Origin of the sequence: Streptomyces niger (assembly GCF_000718305.1) — a bacterium.
GTDB lineage: Bacteria > Actinomycetota > Actinomycetes > Streptomycetales > Streptomycetaceae > Streptomyces > Streptomyces niger.
The window spans coordinates 510,547-529,557 of the sequence record NZ_JOFQ01000002.1 but is presented as its reverse complement, the minus strand read 5'-3'; the positions used below and the strand labels follow the sequence as shown (position 1 = coordinate 529,557).

At 73.0% G+C, this 19,011-nt stretch carries 15 protein-coding genes; 12 read left to right on the top strand and 3 right to left on the bottom strand.

The window, feature by feature from the left end; genetic code table 11:
- Positions 1-8: 8 nt before the first annotated feature.
- The 3 genes from fomD to IF20_RS06195 all read left to right on the top strand — a co-directional run bounded on the left by fomD (position 9) and on the right by IF20_RS06195 (position 4,088).
- On the top strand, positions 9-701 hold the full coding sequence (gene fomD / locus IF20_RS06205; protein ID WP_052863929.1) for a cytidylyl-2-hydroxypropylphosphonate hydrolase: 693 nt from the start codon (positions 9-11) through the stop codon (positions 699-701).
- A 268-nt stretch (positions 702-969) separates the two neighbouring features.
- Entirely contained in the window at positions 970-1,650 is a 681-nt protein-coding gene (locus tag IF20_RS06200; protein WP_052863928.1) for a class I SAM-dependent DNA methyltransferase, read from the top strand.
- Positions 1,651-1,697: 47 nt separating this feature from the next.
- Positions 1,698-4,088: a SpoIIE family protein phosphatase gene (locus IF20_RS06195; protein WP_052863927.1), complete on the top strand. Its 2,391-nt coding sequence runs from the start codon at positions 1,698-1,700 to the stop codon at positions 4,086-4,088.
- A 72-nt stretch (positions 4,089-4,160) separates the two neighbouring features.
- Here the strand turns inward: IF20_RS06195 and IF20_RS06190 are convergent, their stop codons facing one another.
- A complete protein-coding gene (locus tag IF20_RS06190) occupies positions 4,161-6,392 on the bottom strand; it encodes a transglycosylase domain-containing protein (protein WP_052863926.1) in 2,232 nt (743 codons plus the stop codon).
- Positions 6,393-6,649: 257 nt separating this feature from the next.
- On the opposite strand from IF20_RS06190, the gene IF20_RS06185 reads away from it, so the two are divergent.
- The 7 genes from IF20_RS06185 to IF20_RS06155 all read left to right on the top strand — a co-directional run bounded on the left by IF20_RS06185 (position 6,650) and on the right by IF20_RS06155 (position 14,868).
- Positions 6,650-7,606 carry an SPFH domain-containing protein gene (locus IF20_RS06185; protein ID WP_052863925.1) on the top strand — a complete coding sequence of 319 codons (957 nt, stop codon included), beginning with the start codon at positions 6,650-6,652 and terminating at the stop codon, positions 7,604-7,606.
- Positions 7,603-7,920: a hypothetical protein gene (locus IF20_RS06180; protein ID WP_052863924.1), complete on the top strand. Its 318-nt coding sequence runs from the start codon at positions 7,603-7,605 to the stop codon at positions 7,918-7,920. The genes IF20_RS06185 and IF20_RS06180 overlap by 4 nt, the downstream gene beginning before the upstream one ends.
- Before the next feature lie 143 nt (positions 7,921-8,063).
- A complete protein-coding gene (locus IF20_RS06175; RefSeq protein ID WP_052863923.1) occupies positions 8,064-8,750 on the top strand; it encodes an ABC transporter ATP-binding protein in 687 nt (228 codons plus the stop codon).
- The gene (locus IF20_RS06170; RefSeq protein ID WP_052863922.1) at positions 8,747-11,155 is read left to right on the top strand and encodes an ABC transporter permease; all 2,409 of its coding nucleotides are present in this window, start codon (positions 8,747-8,749) and stop codon (positions 11,153-11,155) included. The genes IF20_RS06175 and IF20_RS06170 overlap by 4 nt, the downstream gene beginning before the upstream one ends.
- A 94-nt stretch (positions 11,156-11,249) precedes the next feature.
- The gene (locus tag IF20_RS06165; RefSeq protein ID WP_052863921.1) at positions 11,250-11,774 is read left to right on the top strand and encodes a PadR family transcriptional regulator; all 525 of its coding nucleotides are present in this window, start codon (positions 11,250-11,252) and stop codon (positions 11,772-11,774) included.
- On the top strand, positions 11,771-12,457 hold the full coding sequence (locus tag IF20_RS06160; protein ID WP_052863920.1) for an ABC transporter ATP-binding protein: 687 nt from the start codon (positions 11,771-11,773) through the stop codon (positions 12,455-12,457). Before IF20_RS06165 ends, IF20_RS06160 begins: the two co-directional genes overlap by 4 nt.
- Positions 12,457-14,868, top strand: coding sequence for an ABC transporter permease (locus tag IF20_RS06155; RefSeq protein WP_110943845.1), 2,412 nt, complete (start codon positions 12,457-12,459; stop codon positions 14,866-14,868). Before IF20_RS06160 ends, IF20_RS06155 begins: the two co-directional genes overlap by 1 nt.
- Before the next feature lie 41 nt (positions 14,869-14,909).
- Here IF20_RS06155 and IF20_RS06150 read toward each other — a convergent pair whose 3' ends face one another.
- Positions 14,910-15,869, bottom strand: coding sequence for a LysR substrate-binding domain-containing protein (locus IF20_RS06150; protein ID WP_110943844.1), 960 nt, complete (start codon positions 15,867-15,869; stop codon positions 14,910-14,912).
- A gap of 130 nt (positions 15,870-15,999) precedes the next feature.
- Here IF20_RS06150 and IF20_RS06145 point away from each other — a divergent pair, with 130 nt between their 5' ends.
- Together IF20_RS06145 and IF20_RS06140 are read left to right on the top strand one after the other, a co-directional pair.
- Positions 16,000-16,554: a peroxiredoxin gene (locus tag IF20_RS06145; RefSeq protein ID WP_030623150.1), complete on the top strand. Its 555-nt coding sequence runs from the start codon at positions 16,000-16,002 to the stop codon at positions 16,552-16,554.
- Positions 16,555-16,572: 18 nt separating this feature from the next.
- Entirely contained in the window at positions 16,573-17,106 is a 534-nt protein-coding gene (locus IF20_RS06140) for an alkyl hydroperoxide reductase (RefSeq protein WP_052863919.1), read from the top strand.
- Positions 17,107-17,317: 211 nt separating this feature from the next.
- Here IF20_RS06140 and IF20_RS06135 read toward each other — a convergent pair whose 3' ends face one another.
- Positions 17,318-18,934, bottom strand: a complete 1,617-nt coding sequence (locus tag IF20_RS06135; protein ID WP_052863918.1) for an AI-2E family transporter — start codon at positions 18,932-18,934, stop codon at positions 17,318-17,320.
- Positions 18,935-19,011 lie beyond the last annotated feature (77 nt).

Genomic DNA, 19,011 nt, shown 5'->3' with positions numbered 1-19,011 from the left:
ATCTGCGCATGACAGCGGATACGGTGGAGACAAGGGACGGGCATACGTCCGGTATCGCGCGCTGGGCGCCGGGCGAGCACATTCTGTGGCGCTATCGCGGTAATGCCACCGACCGGTTCCACATCTGCCGACCCGTCACCGTCGTCCAGGACACCGACGAGCTGCTCGCCGTCTGGCTGGCGCCGGGCACCGACTGCGTCAAGCCGGTGCTCGCGGACGGCACTCCGGTCGCCCGTGAGCCGCTGGCCAGCCGGTACACCAAGCCGCGGCGCGTGGTGCGGGACCGCTGGTTCGGCACCGGTGTCCTGAAGCTGGCCCGGCCCGGTGAGCCGTGGTCGGTGTGGCTCTTCTGGGAGCGCGGCTGGCAGTTCAAGAACTGGTACGTCAACTTGGAGGAGCCGCGCCGCCGCTGGGCCGGCGGCGTGGACTCCGAGGACCACTTCCTGGACATCGCGGTCTACCCGGACCGGCACTGGGAGTGGCGGGACGAGGACGAGTTCGCGCAGGCGCAGACCGACGGGCTGATGCCCGCCGCGCAGGCCGAGGACGTGCGCGCGGCGGGCCGCTCCGCGGTGCAGCGGATCACCGAGTGGGGCGCGCCGTTCGCGGACGGCTGGGAGCACTGGCGGCCGGACCCGCAGTGGACCCTGCCGGCGCTGCCGAAGGACTGGGGCCGGGTGCCCGGCCGCTCCTCCGCGTGAGCGACCTCGCGGCGAAAAAGCGGCCGCTTGTGCGGAATCCTTACCCGCGAGAGTGACGCAATGGGCCGAACGGCTGACGGAACCGCCCGAATTGCAAGGACTTCGGGGAACATGCGTTCCCTTTTGCGCCATGCTCAGGGGCGAGCCCCCTTGCTGCGCCCCACGGGTTCAAACGTAGGATCGTCCTCCGCAAGAGGGCCGAGATGGCACAGACGCAACTCCAGAACTGGAAACCGAACTTGACCGCGGTCGCAGGAGGGGCGGGGTCGTGAGCGACAGCTACGACGGGTACGAGGGCCTGAACCGGTTAGCACTGGACCGGGCCGGGCAGGCCGAGGCATTCAACGCGATCGCCTCGTCCTACGACAGCGCGTTCCCCCACAAGGAGGGCCAGCGCGCCGCAGGTGCCTGGCTCGCCGCCGCGCTGCCGGACGGCTCCCGCGTGCTGGACGTCGGCTGCGGCACGGGCCTGCCCACCGCCCGGCAACTCTCCGGCGCCGGCCACCGCGTCGTCGGGGTCGATCTCTCCGCCACCATGATCAGGATGGCGCGGGAGAACGTTCCCGCCGCCGAGTTCCACCATCTCGACCTCGCCGATCTGCGGGACGGCCGACTCGGCGGCCCCGGCTCGTTCGACGGCGTCGCCGCCTTCTTCTCCCTGCTGATGCTGCCGCGCGCGGAAATCCCGTACGCGCTGCGGATGCTGCACACACTCCTGCGGCCGGAAGGGCTGCTCGCCCTGTCGATGGTCGAGTCCGACGTGGACGACTACCCGATTCCGTTCCTGGGCAACACGATCCGGGTATCGGGTTACCTGCGGGACGACTTGCGCCATGTCGTGCGCGACGCGGGTTTCGAAGTCACCGGGGAGGACTCGTATGCGTATGCCCCGGCCAGTACGGACGTGCCACCCGAGATCCAGCTCTTCCTGCACCTGCGACGCGCTTGAGACGCAGCGCGCCCGGCGCGCAGCCCCGGACGGATGGAATCCCACGCGTGACGGAGCACCCCACCTCCCACCCCTCGCGACCGGCACCCCTGCCGGCCGCGCCCCCGGCCATGGCGCCGCGGGGGCTGCCGGAGACGACGGCGCACGGCGCCGCCGATCCGCGCAACGCCCTGCAGCGGCCCGCCGGCCCCGCCCCTGTCGACCTGCCAGGGCCCGGCCTGCCCGGCTCCGTGGCGGCCGGCCCGCCCGAGCGCCCCGGCGGCTCCGGTGAGCTGCCCGCGCCCCCGGGGCGCAGCGGGAAGAAGCGCCGGCGCCAGCGGGGCCGGCGGGCAGCGGACGCCGCCGACCACAACGCGGCGCAGGGCGCCGGCGGCCACACCCAGGCCGGCGGTCCGGGCGGCGAGCCCGTCGGCGACCCGGCCCGGGACCGCGGTGCCCCGCACGGCGGAGCACGGTCCCGTGCGGAGGAGCCGGACAGCGGCTCCGGCGCGCACGAGAACGGCGGCATCGGCCGGCCCCGTGACGGCGAAGGCCGGGCCCGACAGCGGCCGCAGGACCCCGCGGTGCCGCCCGCCGGACCGCGACGCGGCCGCTCGGCGAGCGGCGGCGGGCCCCGCCGGCAGGCCGAGGAACCAGTGCGCCCGGAGACGCCGCCGGCCCGTTCGGCGCATCCGACCGAGGGGGGTGAGCCGATGCCGGCACGGCAGCCAGGCGGTGACCGGCTGCGTTTCGTCGGTGCCGCGACCCGCCGGATCGCACGCGGCATCGACCTGGACGAGATCGTGCTGGGTCTGTGCCGGGCGACCGTTCCGACGTTCGCCGACGCGATCCTGGTGTACCTGCGCGACCCACTGCCGGTGGGCGACGAGCGGCCGGCCGGCCCCGTCGTGCTGCGGCTGCGGCGCACGGACCGGATCCCCGAGGAGGCCGACACCAACGGCGGCCGGCTGCCCACCCTGCCCGCGCAGCCCGACCTGGGCCCGGCGATGGGCGGTACGGCGGCCGAGCTGGCCGAGGTCGTGCCCGGCGGGCCGCTGGCCGAGGTGCTGCGCGGGGTGCGTCCGCTGTTCGGGGAGGCGCAGGCCGCGCAGGCGGCGCTGCCCGAACTGCTCGGCACCGGCACGCGGATGCCGCACGGCCAGCGCGTCATCCTGGCGCCGCTGCGCGGTCGCCGCCGGGTGATCGGCGCGGCGGTGTTCCTGCGCCGCCCGGACCGGCCCGCGTTCGAGCCGGACGACCTGCTGGTGGCGGCGCAGCTCGCCACCCACACGGCGCTCGGCGTGGACAAGGCGGTGCTGTACGGGCGCGAGGCGTACATCGCCGACGCGCTGCAGCGCACGATGCTGCCCGACTCCCTCCCGCAGCCCACCGGCGTTCGCCTCGCCAGCCGGTACCTGCCGGCCGCCGAGACCGCCCGGGTCGGCGGCGACTGGTACGACGCGATCCCGCTGCCGGGGTCCCGCGTGGCCCTGGTCGTCGGCGATGTGATGGGTCATTCGATGACCTCGGCCGCGATCATGGGTCAACTGCGCACCACTGCGCAGACCCTGGCCGGGCTCGACCTGCCGCCGCAGGAGGTGCTGCACCACCTCGACGAGCAGGCCCAGCGGCTCGGCACGGACCGGATGGCGACCTGCCTGTACGCGGTCTACGACCCGGTCGCGCACCGGATCATCGTGGCCAACGCCGGTCATCCGCCGCCCGTCATGCTGCACCGCGGGGGCCGCGCCGAGGTGCTGCGCGTGCCGCCGGGCGCGCCGATCGGCGTCGGCGGGGTCGACTTCGAGGCCGTCGAGCTGGACGCCCCCGCCGGGGCGACCCTCGTCCTCTACACGGACGGCCTGGTGGAGTCCCGGATACGGGACGTGTGGACCGGCATAGAGCAGCTGCGCGAGCGGCTGACGGAGACGGCCCGGCTGACCGGGCCGAACCCGCCGCCGCTGGAACCGCTCTGCGACGAGGTGCTGGACATGCTCGGCCCGGGCGACCGGGACGACGACATCGCGCTGCTCGCGGCCCGCTTCGACGGGATCGCGCCGAGCGACGTGGCGTACTGGTACCTCGACCCGAAGGCCCAGACGGCCGGGCAGGCCCGCCGGCTGGCCCGAAGAGCCCTGCAGCGCTGGGGTTTGGAAGAGCTGACGGACCAGGTGGAGTTGCTGGTCAGCGAGGTCGTGACGAACGCCGTGCGGTACGCGGAGCGGCCGATCACGCTGCGGCTGCTCCGTACGGACGTACTGCGCTGCGAGGTCGGCGACGACGTGCCGCAGCTGCCGCGGCTGCGCCAGGCGCGCCCGTCGGACGAGGGCGGCCGGGGCCTGTACCTGGTCAACCGGCTGGCCCGGCGCTGGGGCGCGACCCGACTGAGCACCGGCAAGGTCGTGTGGTTCGAGATCTCGATGCCGCCCGTGGCACGGCGGCTGCCGGGCCGCGAGTAGCGCCCGGCCCGGCCCGTGTACGCGTGTGGCCCCCGCCCTCCGGAGAGGGCGGGGGCCACACGGCGTGCCGGGTCAGCCGGCGAACGGTTGCCTGCCGTTGCCCTGGTCCGTCCCGCCGTTGCCGCTGTCACCGGGCAGCGGGAAGTCCGAGGACTCGCTCGGGGACGGGGAGGCCGAGGGCGAGGGGGACTCGCTCTCCGACTCGCTCGGCGACGGGGAAGCCGACGGCGAGGGCGACTCGGAGCTCTCCGACGGGGACGGCGACGGGGACTCGGACTCCTCGGTCTCGGTCGGCGTCGGGCTGGGCGGCGGGGCGACGCCCGCGCCCATGTCGGTGTCCAGGTCGAAGCGGGCCGTGCGCTCGCCGCCCAGCGCGTTCTGGGTGTAGGCGGCCCAGATCTCGGCGGGGTAGCCACCGCCGTTGACCCGGCCGCCGCCGCCCGCGCCCTTGAGCGTGACCTGGGGGTGCGGCGGGTTCGCGTCCTCACCGAAGAGGCCGACGGCGGTGACCAGCCGGGGCGTGTAGCCCACGAACCAGGCGGACTTGTTGTCGTCGGAGGTACCGGTCTTGCCGGCGATGTCGTAGTCGGTGTTGCGCACCGCCGTGCCCGTACCGTCCTTGACCACGCCGGTCAGCACGGAGGTCACGGTGTCCGCGGTGGTCCGGTTGAGCACCTGGCCGCCGATCGGGTCCGGCAGTTCGACCGGGTCCTCCTCGCCGCGCTGGGCGTGCGTCACCAGCTGCGGGGTGATCTTTTTGCCGTGGTTGTCCAGCGTGGCGTACACGCCGGCCATCTGCATCGGGCTGGCGCCCATCGAACCGAGCGTCATCGCCGGGCGGGCCGACATCTTCTCCGCGTCCATGCCGAGCTGCCCGGCGGTCTGCCGCACCTTCTCCAGCCCGACGTCCACGCCCATCTGCGCGAAGACGGAGTTGACGGAGTTGTTCATGGCCGTCTGGACGCTGATCGGGCCGTAGTCCTCCTCGTCCTCGTTGGGCGGCGCGAAGCCGATGGCGCTGCCCTTGACGGGGCGGCGGCTGGTGCCGTCGTAGATCGTGTTCGGGGTGATCGGCGTGCCGTCCTGGGTGGTGGAGTTCTTCTCCAGGGCGGTGGCGAGGATCAGCGGCTTGAAGGTGGAGGCGGGCTGGTAGTCCTCGCGCGTGGCGTTGTTGACGTAGTGCTCCAGGTAGCCCTTGCCGCCGTACAGCGCCACGACGTGCCCGGTCTTCGGGTCGACGGAGACCGCGCCGGCCTGCGCGTCGGCGTCCACGTCCCGCGCCTTCGGATCCAGCTTGCTGGTGAGCTCCTGCTTGACGGCCGACTCGAGCGCCTGCTGGCGCTTCTTCTCCACGCCGAGGGTGATGGTCCAGCCGCCCGCCGCGATCTGCTCGTCGGTGATGCCCTGCTTGTTCAGCTCCTGGTCGGCGAGCTTGACCAGATAGCCCTTCTGCCCCTTCAGGCCCGAGCTGGGCTTGGGGTCGTCCGGCACCGGGAACTTCATGCCCTGCCGCTTGCCGGCGTCCAGCCAGTGCATCTCGACCATGTTGTCGAGGGTGTAGTTCCAGCGGTCCTTGACCCGCTTCCGGCCGGCGTCGGTGGCCACGGCCCAGTCGTACTGGCTGGGGGCCTGGAGCAGCGAGGCGAGGTAGGCGCCCTGCTCGACCGTGAGGTCACGGGTGTGCACGCCGTAGTACGCCTGCGCCGCGGCCTCGATGCCGTACGCGCCGCGGCCGTAGTAGCTGGTGTTGATGTAGCCGGCCAGGATCTCGTTCTTGCCGAGCTTCTGGTCGACCTTCAGGGAGATGACGATCTCCTTGAGCTTGCGGCTGACCGTCTGTTCCTGCGTCAGGTAGTAGTTCTTCACGAACTGCTGGGTGATGGTCGAGCCGCCCTGCTTGCCCTGGCCGCGCAGGGTGTTGAGGATGCCGCGCGTGGTGCCCTTCAGGTCGATGCCGGAGTCCTTGTAGAAGGTCTTGTTCTCGGCGGCGACGAAGGTGTGCTGGACGTCCTTGGGGATGTCGCTGATCGGCACGCTCTCGCGGTTGAAGCCGGTGCGGGCCAGGACGGAGCCGTCGGCGTACTTGTAGACGTTGCTCTGCGCGGCGGCCTGGCCGTTGGCGGAGGCCGGTACGTCGATGAAGAGGTACAGGCCGATGAAGCCGACGATGCCCAGCAGGCAGAGGGTGAAGAACGCCCCGAGCAGCTTCTTGAAGGTGAAGAAGCGGCCGATGCCGCCGCGTTTCTTCGCCTTCGCCCGGCGCCTGCCCCTCTTCTGCGCCCGTCTCGCCTCGGCTCGGCCCATCGCTGTCGTCACTCCAGTCGTTCCGCCCCCATTGACCCAGCCTCCGAAGCTAACCCCCCGGTGTCATCACATACTCATCGATCAAGCATTTTCCGGACGTGACAATGAGCACCCCGTTCCTGTGCAACCGTTTGGCGTTTTCCGCGATCGCGCCCCGCGGCCGCTTGCGCCCGCCTCACCCGCGCGATTAAATAGCTATCACTTTGCTAGACCAGTGAAAGCATGAGTACGGGAAGCCGTACGGAACGGGGGACCTCATGTCCGAGTCCACGCCCACACCGCCCGCGACCACCGATCCCGACACCCCGAAGCTGCCGGACCCGCAGGTCAGGGAGGTCACCGCGCACAGCATCCCGGGCGGCCTCGGCCTGCTGCTGACCGTCGTCGGCTTCATCGGCGGCATCGCGCTGGCGATCTTCGGCGGCGCGTCCGCCTCGGCCGGCAGCAAGGCGCTCGGCGTCACGCTGATCGTCGTCGGCGTCGTGCTGCTGCTCGTCTCGCTCTTCTGCATGGGCGGCGTGAAGATGGTCGCGCCCGGTGAGGCGCGGGTCATCCAGCTCTTCGGCCGGTACGTCGGCACGATCCGCACCGACGGCCTGCGCTGGATCAACCCGCTCACCAGCGCCACCAAGATCTCCACCCGGGTCCGCAACCACGAGACCGCGGTCCTGAAAGTGAACGACGCGTACGGCAACCCCATCGAGCTCGCCTCGATCGTCGTCTGGAAGGTCGAGGACACCGCGCAGGCGCTGTTCGAGGTGGACGACTTCCTGGAGTTCGTCGCCACCCAGACCGAGGCGGCCGTCCGGCACATCGCGATCGAGTACCCCTACGACGCGCACGACGAGGACGCGCTCTCGCTGCGCGGCAACGCCGAGGAGATCACCGAGAAGCTCGCCGCCGAGCTGACCGCGCGGGTCGAGGCGGCCGGCGTCCGGATCATCGAGGCCCGCTTCAGCCACCTCGCGTACGCCCCGGAGATCGCCTCGGCGATGCTCCAGCGGCAGCAGGCCGGCGCGGTCGTCGCGGCCCGCCAGCAGATCGTCGAGGGCGCGGTGGGCATGGTCGAGTCGGCGCTCGACCGGATCAACGAGCAGGGCATCGTCGAGCTGGACGAGGAGCGCAAGGCGGCCATGGTTTCGAACCTGATGGTGGTGCTCTGCGGTGACCGCGCGGCCCAGCCCGTCCTGAACACGGGCTCGCTGTACCAGTGAGCGACGAGCCCGGGGCGCCGGAACGGCGGCCGCGGCAGCGCAAGCAGGTGCTGCTGCGGCTCGACCCGGCCGTCCACGACGCGCTGGCGCGGTGGGCCGGGGACGAGCTGCGCAGCGTCAACGCGCAGATCGAGTTCCTGCTGCGCGGCGCGCTGGCGGAGGCGGGCCGGCTGCCCAGGGACGCCGGCGCGATGCGGCGCCGGGGGCGTCCGCCGAAACGGGTCGACCCGACACCCGATCCGGCGCCCGACCCCGCGTCCGAGGGGACGCCCGGGACCGGCGGCGGGGCAGCGGACGGCCCGCCCGAGAAGTGACCCGAGGACCCCGCCCCGAAGGCCTGACCCGGCCTTCGGGGCTCTTCTCCGTCCATCTATACACTCAATGTATACACGTGATGTAGTGTGCTCTCCATGCTCCTGGAACACCCCCACCCCGCCGCGCGTCCGGAGGTCGGCGCATGACCCCGGCCGGTTCCCTGCTCGCCGCCCGCGACCTGCGCAAGGCGTACGGGCGCACCTCCGCACTCGACGGCGTGGACTTCTCGGTACACCCCGGCGAGGTCGTCGCCGTGATGGGCCCGTCCGGCTCCGGCAAGTCCACGCTGCTGCACTGCCTCGCCGGCATCGTGCGGCCCGACTCCGGCACCGTGCACTACGACGGGCACGTCCTGACCGCCGAGAGCGACGCCCGGCGCAGTGCCCTGCGCCGCCGCGACTTCGGCTTCGTCTTCCAGTTCGGCCAACTCGTCCCCGAACTGACCTGCCTGGAGAACGTCGCCCTGCCGCTGCGCCTCAACGGCGCCAAGCGCAGGGCCGCCGAAGCCACAGCCCGCGAATGGCTCGGCCGGCTCGAAGTCGACGACGTGCACGGCAAGCGCCCCGGCGAGATCTCCGGCGGCCAGGGCCAGCGCGTGGCCGTCGCGCGCGCCCTCGCGGTCCGCCCTCGGGTCCTGTTCGCCGACGAACCCACCGGCGCGCTGGACTCCCTCAACGGCGAACGCGTCATGACCCTGCTGACCGACGCCGCCCGCGACACCCGCGCCGCCGTCGTCCTGGTCACCCACGAACCGCGCGTCGCCGCCTACGCCGACCGCGAAGTCGTCGTCCGCGACGGCACCGCGCGGGAACTGGCGGGCACCGCATGACCGCCACCGACCGGCGGCCCCGCGACCGCACCGACCGGCCCGCACCGGCCCCGCGCACCGGCCTCGGCGCCCGCCTGGGCGACCTGGCCATGGGCGTGCGCTTCGCGGTCACCGGCGGCCGCGAGGGCTGGGCCCGTACGCTGCTGACCGCCCTCGGCGTCGGCCTCGGCGTCACCCTCCTGCTCGCCGCCGCCTCCGTCCCGCACCTCCTGCAGTCCCGCGAGGACCGCGGCCGGGCACGCACGCCGGCCGACGCGGCGCAGACCGTGCACCGCGCGGACAACACCCTCCTGACGGCCACGGCCGACACCGTCTTCCGCGGTGACACGGTGCACGGCACGCTGCTGCACCCCGACGGCGCCCGGCCGCCGGCCCCGCCCGGCGTACGCGACGTACCGGGCCCCGGCGAGATGGTGGTCTCCCCCGCCCTGCGCGAGCTGCTGGCCTCTCCCCAGGGCAAGTTGCTGCGCGACCGGCTCGACGACCGCATCACCGGCACCATCGGGGACGCCGGGTTGGTGGGTCCGGGTGAGCTGACGTACTACGCGGGCAGCGACACCCTCACCACCGAGGCCGGCGCGCACCGCGTCGCGTCCTTCGGTGCCCGATCCGAGGCCGAGCCGCTGGATCCCGTGCTGTTCGTGCTGCTCCTCGTGGCGTGCGTGGTGCTGCTGACGCCGGTCGCCCTCTTCATCGCCACCGCGGTCCGCTTCGGCGGCGAGCGCCGCGATCGGCGGCTGGCCGCGCTCCGGCTGATCGGCGCGGACGCCCGGACGACGCGGTGGATCGCGGCGGGCGAGGCCCTGTTCGGCGCGGTGTGCGGGCTGGTGGCGGGCGCCGGGCTCTTCCTTCTCGGGCGGCAGTTCATCGGCGCGGTCACGGTGTGGGAGGTGAACGCCTTCCCCGCCGACCTGACCCCGGTGCCGGCGCTGGCCGCGCTGATCGCGGTGGCCGTGCCGCTCGCCGCGGTCGCCGTGACGCTCTTCGCGCTGCGCGGGGTGACCATCGAGCCCCTGGGGGTGGTACGGAACGCGGTCACCCGGCGGCGGCGCATGTGGTGGCGGCTGCCGCTGCCCGTCGCGGGCCTCGGCATCCTGCTGCTGGCCGGGGAGTTCCAGCAGCAGGACGAGGCGGCGCCGCCGTTCATGATCGCGAGTGGCACCGTGCTGGTCCTGCTCGGCATCGCGCTGCTGCTGCCGTGGGCGGTCGAGGCGTCCGCGGCCCGCTTGCGGGGCGGCCCCGTCCCCTGGCAGCTGGCCACCCGCCGGCTGCAGCTGTCCAGTGGCGGCGCGGCCCGCGCGGTCAGCGGGATCACCGTCGCGGTGGCCGGCGCGATCGCCCTGCAGATGGTCTTCGCCGCCATCCAGGGCGACTTCATGAAGATCACCGGCCAGGACGGGCGCCGGGCCCAGCTCAACCTGTCGCTGCCGACCGCCGACGTCTCCACCACCCGGCAGATGATCAGCGATTTCCGGAAGACCGAGGGCGTACGCGCCATCATCGCCGGCATCGAGGCCGACGCCGCCCGGCCGGGACCGCGGCGCACGGGCGAACCCTTCGTCCCGCGCACGCAGTTCACCGTCGGCGACTGCCCCTCGCTGCGCGAGATGGCGCGCATCGGCTCCTGCCGGGACGGTGACGTCTTCGTCGTGCACGACAGCACCGGCATGGTCGACGACGCGTACATCGGACAGACCGCGCGCCCCGGCAAGCAGGTGATCTTCAACCTGGACAGCAGGACGGACGAGCCCGACGGCCCGCCCCGGCTGTGGACGGTCCCGAAGACGGCCCGCACCGTCGACTCCCGCAAGGACCCGGCGGGCGAAACGCGCTTCGGCATCTTCGCCACGCCGGCCGCCGTGGACACCGGGCTGCTCGCCGCGCCCGTCGCCCGCGCGATGGTCAGGACCGACCCGCGGGTGCCGGACGCCGCCGAGTACGTACGCAACACCGCGGCCCGCATCGACCCGCTGATGAGCGTCGACACGCTGCAGAACCTCCAGCGGGACAAGAACTACGCGAGCGTCCGCACCGGGCTGCTGATCGCCTCGGCGGCGACCATGGCGCTGATCGCCGCGAGCATGCTCGTCTCGATGGTGGAGCAGCTGCGTGAGCGCCGTCGGCTGCTGTCCGTACTGGTCGCCTTCGGCACCCGGCGCGCGACGCTGGGCTGGTCGGTGCTGTGGCAGACGGCGCTGCCGGTCGGCCTCGGGCTGGCGCTGGCCGTCGCGGGCGGCAGCGGCCTGGGCGTCGCCCTGCTGCGGCTGGTCGGCAAGTCCGATCCGGACTGGTCGGTGCTCTGGCCGCCGGTCGCCACGGGCGCCGGGCTGGTGCTGCTCGTCACCCTCGTCAGCCTCCCGCCGCTGTGGCGGATGATGCGGCCGGACGGGCTGCGGACGGAGTGACGTGCCGTGCGGGGCGGGCGGCGCCGGCCGGCCCCCGCCCCGCTATGCACAGCACGTATACACGCAGCGCACACCACGACGTAGAGTGAGCCGCATGTCTATCGGTCATACCCTGCTGGGCCTTCTGGAGTCCGGCCCCCGCCATGGCTACGACCTCAAGCGGGCCTTCGACGAGCACTTCGGCCAGGACCGCCCGCTGCACTACGGACAGGTCTACTCGACCATGTCCAGGCTGCTGAAGAACGGCCTGGTCGAGGTGGACGGTATCGAGGCCGGCGCCGGGCCCGAGCGCAAGCGGTACGCCATCACCGACGCGGGCGTGACCGACGTGGCCCAGTGGCTGCACCGCCCGGAGAAGCCCGAGCCGTACCTGCAGTCCACCCTCTACACCAAGGTGGTGCTCGCCCTGCTGACCGGCCGGGACGCCGCCGAACTGCTGGACACCCAGCGCACCGAGCACCTGCGGCTGATGCGCGGGCTGACCGAGCGCAAGCGCAAGGGCGACCTCGCCGACCAGTTGATCTGCGACCACGCCCTCTTCCACCTCGAAGCCGACCTGCGCTGGCTGGAGCTGACCGCCGCCCGCCTCGACAAGCTCGCCCAGGCGGTCAACGCATGACACCGGAGGGCTCGATCCTGTCCGGCGAGGGGCTCCACAAGCACTACGGACGCACCCCCGCGCTGGACGGCGCGGACTTCTCGATCCACCCCGGCGAGGTCGTCGCCGTGCTGGGCCCGTCCGGCTCCGGCAAGTCCACGCTGCTGCACTGCCTCGCCGGCATCGTCCGCCCCGACTCCGGCAGCGTCCGGTACGACGGCCGCGAGCTGACCACCCTTCCGGACGCGGAGCGCAGCGCCCTGCGCCGCCGCGACTTCGGCTTCGTCTTCCAGTTCGGCCAGCTCGTCCCCGAACTGACCTGCCTGGAGAACGTCGCCCTGCCGCTGCGCCTCAACGGCGCCAAGCGCAAGGCCGCCGAAGCCACAGCCCGCGAATGGCTCGCCCGCCTCGAAGTCGACGACGTGCACGGCAAGCGCCCCGGCGAGATCTCCGGCGGCCAGGGCCAACGCGTGGCCGTCGCGCGCGCCCTCGCCGGCCATCCGCGCGTCCTGTTCGCCGACGAACCCACCGGCGCGCTGGACTCCCTCAACGGCGAACGCGTCATGACCCTCCTCGCCGACGCCGCCCGCGACACCCACGCCGCCGTCGTCCTGGTCACCCACGAATCCCGCGTCGCCGCCTACTCCGACCGCGAGGTCACCGTCCGCGACGGCCGGGTCAAGGAACCCCTGGCGGGTCTGTGATGACCCTGCTCGACACGCGCGGCACCGGCAACCGGGCCGGCGGCCCGCCGCACCGCCCGCCCGGCGGACCCGCCGGCTGGCTGCGCGACCTGGCCCTGGGCGCCCGGTTCGCGGTCACCGGCGGCCGCGAGGGCTGGTTCCGTACGGCGCTCAGCGCGGTCGGCGTGGGCATCGGCGTCGCCGTACTGCTGCTCGCCGCCTCGGCCCCGACGCTGCTCAACGCCTGGCACGGGCGGGAGAAGGCCCGCGAGAACCTCGGTCAGCTGCACGAGCCGCGCGCCTCCGACCGCACCCTGCGCTACGCCCAGGCCGACACCTCCTTCCACGGCGACGCCGTCCGCGGCCGCCTGGTCCGGCCCGACGGCGCCCACCCGCCCGTACCGCCGGGCCTGCGACGGCTACCGGGGCCGGGCGAGATGGTGGTCTCGCCCGCCCTGCGCGACCTGCTCGCGGAGCCCGGCAGCGGACCGCTCCGCGACCGCCTGGACTACAAGGTCGTCGGCACCATCGGCGACAGCGGGCTGCTCGGCCCACAGGAGCTGACGTTCGTCGCGGGGATGGACGACCGGTCGGCGGGCGAGTCGTACCGCATCGACCGCTTCGGGAAGACCTTCGACCCGCAGCCGCCGAGCGCCCGGCTCGTGCTGCTCATCGTCCTGGCGTGCGTGGTCCTGCTGATGCCGGTCATGGTCTTCGTCGGGACCGCGGTGCGCTTCGGCAGCGACCGGCGCGAGGCCCGGCTGGCCGCGCTCCGGCTGGTCGGCGCCGACATCCCCACCACCCGCCGGATCGCCGCCGGCGAGGCGGTGGTCGGCGCCGGGCTGGGCCTCGCCGTGGGGCTGCTGATCTTCCTCGTGGGGCGGCAGGCGGCCGGCGCCGTCACCCTGTGGGACGTCAACGTCTTCCCCGCCGACGTGCTGCCGGCCCCGGCCCTCGCGGCCCTGATCGCCGTGCTGGTACCGGCGGTGGCCGTCGGTGTCACGCTGTTCGCGCAGCGCTCGGTGACCGCCGAGCCGCTGGGCGTCGTCCGCGAGGCACCGGTCCGGCGGCGCCGGATCGTCTGGCGCCTCGTCCTGCCCCTCACCGGCCTGGCCCTGCTGTCGTCGCTGGTCTGGGAGCCGGACCCGGTCTGGTTCCGGGCCGTACGGCTGGGGGTCGGCTCGGCCCTGCTGCTCCTCGGCATCACCGCGCTGCTGCCCTGGCTGGTCGAGGCCGTCGTGCGGCGGCTGCACGGCGGCCCGGTGCCCTGGCAGCTGGCCGTACGACGGCTCCAACTGTCCGGCGCGGCGGCCAACCGGGCCGTCAGCGGCATCACCGTCGCGGTGGCCGGGGCGATCGCCCTCCACATGGTCTTCACCACCTTCCAGGCCGGGTTCGCGGAGGCCTACGCCAAGTCCGCGGCCCGCCCGGTGATCGAGCTGAGCGGCAGCGCCGCCGACGCGCAACGGACCCGGGACGCGCTGGCCACGCTGCGCCGCACGCCCGGCGTGACCTGGGCGCACGGCACCATCGACGCGCTGGCGGGCCGGGCCGGCGACCGGGGCACCCGCGGCGCCGACGGGCACCTCTCCGCCGACAGCGCGACGGTGGTCGTCGGCGACTGCGCCGAACTGCGCCACCGGGCCCCGATCGGCAGCTGCCGCGACGGGGACGTCTTCGTGACGGAGCCGCGGAACGGCACCGGCCGTGCCCCCGGCTCCGTCCGCCCCGGCGCGCGGCTGAACCTGAACCCGCCCGACGGGTACGGCGAGGCGGGCCCGGCCCGCCCGTGGACCGTCCCGGACTCGGCACGCCGGGTGACGGCCGTGCGGCACCCCGGCGAGGACCTGCCCGGCGACGTCCTCGCCACCCCCGGCGCGCTGTCCCCGGCCCTGCTCCGGGCTCCCGAGATGAAGCTGCGCGTCGGGTACGACAAGGCACAGGAGACCGCCGCTGTGGAGCGCATTCGCACGGCCGCGTTCCACGCGAACCCGGGGATGCGGGAGCTGTCCGCGATCGACAACCCGCACGACCGGCAGTACGCCGGGGTGCGCACCGCGGTGTACGTCGGCGCCGTGGTGGTCCTGCTGCTCATCGGCGCGGGCTTGATCGTCTCCACCGTCGAGCAACTACGCGAGCGGCGACGGCTGCTGTCCGTGCTGAACGCGTACGGCACCCGCCGCTCGACGATGGGCTGGTCGATCCTCTGGCAGACCGCGATCCCCGTGGTGCTGGGCCTGGCACTGGCGGTCACCGCCGGCGTCGGCCTCGGCACGGTCCTGCTGACCACGACGGAGACCGGCGTACGGGTGGACTGGCCGGTGGTCGCCTCCGTCACGGGCCTCGGCGCAGGGGTGATCCTGCTGGTCACGGCGTTGAGCCTGCCGCCGCTGTGGCGCATGATGCGCCCGGACGGCCTCCGTACGGAGTGAGGGGCGGACGGGAAGGCTGCGCGGCCGTCCCCGTCCCGCCCTCAGGCCGCGATGCGGACCGGCAGCGGCCGTAGGGCCTCGCGCAGCGCCGCGGCGAACTCCTCGAACTCGCGCTGCCGCGCCGCGCCCGCCCGCATCGCCAGCGCGATCCGCCGGGAGGGCGCCGGGTCGTCGAAGTACCCGGTGGTGAGCTCCTCGTTGCGGCCGGTCTCCACGCGCAGCGCGGTACGCGGCAGCAGCGTGACGCCCATGCCGCCGGCCACCAGCTGCACGAGCGTGGAGAGCCCGGCCGCGCTGGTGGTCACCGCGGCCCCGTCCTCCCGGCCCGCCTCCCGGCAGATGTCCAGCGCCTGGTCGCGCAGGCAGTGGCCCTCGTCCAGAAGCAGCAGGTCCAGCTCGCGCAGCGCCTCGCGCGGTATGTCGCCGCGGCCCCCGAGCCAGTGGTCCTTCGGCGCGACCAGAACGAAGTCCTCGTCGAAGAGCGGCAGCTCGGTGACGCCGGCCACGCCGAGGGGCACGGCGAGCAGCAGCAGGTCCAGCCGGCCGTGCGCGAGGCCGTCCAGCAGCGAGGCGGTCTGCTCCTCGTGCACCTGGAGGTCGAGGTCGGGATAGGTACCGTGGACGAGGTTCAGCACGGCCGGGAGCAGGTACGGCGCGCAGGTCGGGATGACGCCGAGCCGCAGGACGCCGGTGAAGGGCGCGCGGGCCGCCTCGGCCTCCTCCATCAGATCGCCGACCGCCTCCATCACCGTGCGTGCCCGGGCCGCGACCCGTTCCCCCGCGGGCGACAGCAGGACCTTGCGGGTCGTACGCTCCAGGAGCTGGACGCCGAGCGCGTCCTCCAGGGCCGAGACCGCGCCGGAGAGCGCGGGCTGGCTCATGCCGATCTCGGCGGCCGCCTCCCGGAAATGCAGGTGCTCAGCCACCGCGGCGAAGGCGCGGAGCTGCGAGAGCGAGGGCTGCCGGGGACGTCCGGCGCCCGGGGTCGTGGGCGAGGCCACTGATAACCACCTCCGATCAACACCCCCGAGTCTAGCTATTTCCCTGATCAATGCCCGCTGTGGCACTGTGGACAGCGTCCAACCCCCAGGAAAACCCCAAAAGGGATTTCCGACCCTGCAAGGAGTGCGCGTGCTCACTGTCGGTGACAAGTTCCCCGAGTTCGACCTGACTGCCTGTGTCTCGCTGGAGAAGGGCAAGGAGTTCGAGCAGATCAACCACAAGACCTACGAGGGCAAGTGGAAGATCGTCTTCGCGTGGCCCAAGGACTTCACCTTCGTGTGCCCCACCGAGATCGCGGCCTTCGGCAAGCTGAACGAGGAGTTCGCCGACCGTGACGCCCAGATCCTGGGCTTCTCCGGTGACTCCGAGTTCGTGCACCACGCCTGGCGCAAGGACCACCCGGACCTGACCGACCTGCCCTTCCCGATGATGGCCGACTCCAAGCACGAGCTCATGCGTGACCTGGGCATCGAGGGCGAGGACGGCTTCGCGCAGCGCGCCGTCTTCATCGTGGACCAGAACAACGAGATCCAGTTCACCATGGTGACCGCCGGCTCCGTCGGCCGTAACCCCAAGGAGGTCCTGCGGGTCCTGGACGCCCTGCAGACCGACGAGCTGTGCCCCTGCAACTGGTCCAAGGGCGACGAGACCCTGGACCCGGTCGCGCTGCTCTCGGGCGAGTGAGCTGGAGGCTGAACCCACATGGCTCTCGATGATCTGAAGTCCGCCGTTCCGGACTACGCCAAGGACCTCAAGCTGAACCTCGGTTCGGTGATCGGCAACAGCGACCTGCCGCAGCAGCAGCTGTGGGGCACCGTCCTGGCCTGCGCCATCGCGTCGCGCTCGCCGAAGGTGCTGCGCGAGCTGGAGCCCGAGGCCAAGGCCAACCTCTCCGCCGAGGCGTACACCGCCGCCAAGTCGGCCGCCGCCATCATGGCGATGAACAACGTCTTCTACCGGACCCGGCACCTGCTGTCGGACCCCGAGTACGGGACGATGCGCGCCGGCCTGCGCATGAACGTCATCGGCAACCCCGGTGTCGACAAGGTCGACTTCGAGCTGTGGTCGCTGGCCGTCTCGGCCATCAACGGCTGCGGCATGTGCCTGGACTCGCACGAGCAGGTCCTGCGCAAGGCCGGTGTCGAGCGCGACACGATCCAGGAGGCCGTCAAGATCGCGGCCGTCCTGCAGGCGGTCGGCGCGACGCTGGACGCGGAGGCGGCGCTGGCCGAGTAACACCGGGCTTCGCCCACGCATACCGAAGGGCCCCACGGACGCCATGTCCGCGGGGCCCTTCGGCTACCCGCCACGGGTGTCGCCCCGTCGCCCGGCTCTCGCGCCGCGCCGGTTGCTCGCGCAGTTCCCCGCGCCCCTGAAGGGGCGCGGGGAACTGCGCGACCAGCCACGACGGTGGGCACTCGGCCGCCGGCCGGCACTCCTACGGCGGCTAGCCGTCAGCGCCGCGGGACGGCGCGACGTCCAGCGCGGACGCGCCGTGCGGCATCATCGGGGCACGACGGAGCGCCTGTTCCTGCGCGTAAGCGCGAAGGTACGACGCCACCGTATTCGTGACGGCCACCAGCGGGACCGCCACCACCGCGCCGCCGATGCCCGCGACCAGACCGCCCGCGGCCACCGAGAGGATCACGGCCAGCGGATGCACCCGCACCGCCCGGCCGAGGATGAAGGGCTGCAGGATGTGGCCCTCGATCTGCTGCACGGCCAGCACGACCACCAGCACCATCAGCGCGGTGAACACACCCTGCGTCACCAGCGCGACCACGCACGCCAGCGCGCCCGAGACCACCGCGCCCACCAGCGGGATGAAGGCGAACAGGAAGATGAAGACCGCGAGCGGCACGGCCAGCGGCACGTTCAGGAAGTAGAGCCCGATGCCGATGAAGATCGCGTCGATCAGCGCCACGATCACCGTGCCCCGCACATAGGCCGTCAGCGTCCGCCAGGCCCGCGGCCCGGCCCCCGCCACGCCCCCGCGCGCCGCGCTGGGCACCAGCTTCAGCAGCCACTCCCAGATGCGCCGCCCGTCGTACAGCAGGAAGAGCGTGGTGAACATCGCGAGGAGTATGCCGGTGAGCATCTCTATGACGACCGTGACGCCTTCCAGGCCGGCACTGGTGATCTCCTCGGTGTTCGAACCGATGGCGTCCTGGAGGTTCTTGGCGATGTCGTTGATCTGGCCCTCGGTCACATGGAACGGGCTTTTCAGCAGCCAGTCCTTCAGCTCGCTGATGCCGTCCTGCACCCGGCTGGAGACCGAGTCGATGTTGTCCATGACCTGCCAGACCACGAACCAGCCGACCAGGCCCATGATGACGAAGCCGGCGATGAACGTGATCGCCGTCGCCGGGCCCCTGGGCAGTCCGCGATGCCGGAGCCAGGCCACCGTCGGCTGCAGCAGCGCGGTGATCAGCAGCGCCGCGATGAACGCCAGCACCACCAGCTGGATGCTGGTGATCGCGCGCGCCAGCACGTAGACCGCGCCGGCCAGTACCAGCAGCCGCCAGCCCGCTTCGGCGGCCACGCGTATCCCCCACGGGACCGCGTCCACCGGCTCGGGGCGGGGCTGCACGGCCGGCGCGTAGGCGGGCGGCGCGGGCACGGACGCGGCGGCGGCCCGGCCGTCGTCGCCAGGGCCGCCGTTCTCGCCGGCCCGGGCGGCGCCGTCAGCGACCGCTGTGGCGCCGGAAGTGGCCGCTGTGACACGAGAGGTGGCTGCTGCGGCGCGGGAGGTTCTGGAGGCGGCTGACGGCCCTTCCAAGGGCTCGGGAGCGACCGAGGCCGCCGCCGCGGTCCCGGTGGCCGGTTCCGCGTGACCGTCGTCGCCACCGGTCGCGGGCCGGCCGGGTACGACGGGCGGCTCCGGCGGCATGGGGGGCGCCGGCGGCATGGGCGGCACCTCACGGATGCTCCGCGCACCGTGCCCCAGCCGGTCGTCGCCGTCGGCGGCCGCGGCTTCCGTGCGCCGGCGCCGTTCTTCAAGGCGCGCGGCCAGCCGCGTCAGGCCGGCCCCCGCGCCGCCGACCCACTGAGGCAGTCTGGACATGTCGCTTCCTCTTCCCCCCTCGATCTGCGTCACTGTGGGAACGACGTTACCCGTGCCGGACGCGCAAAACCCCCGAC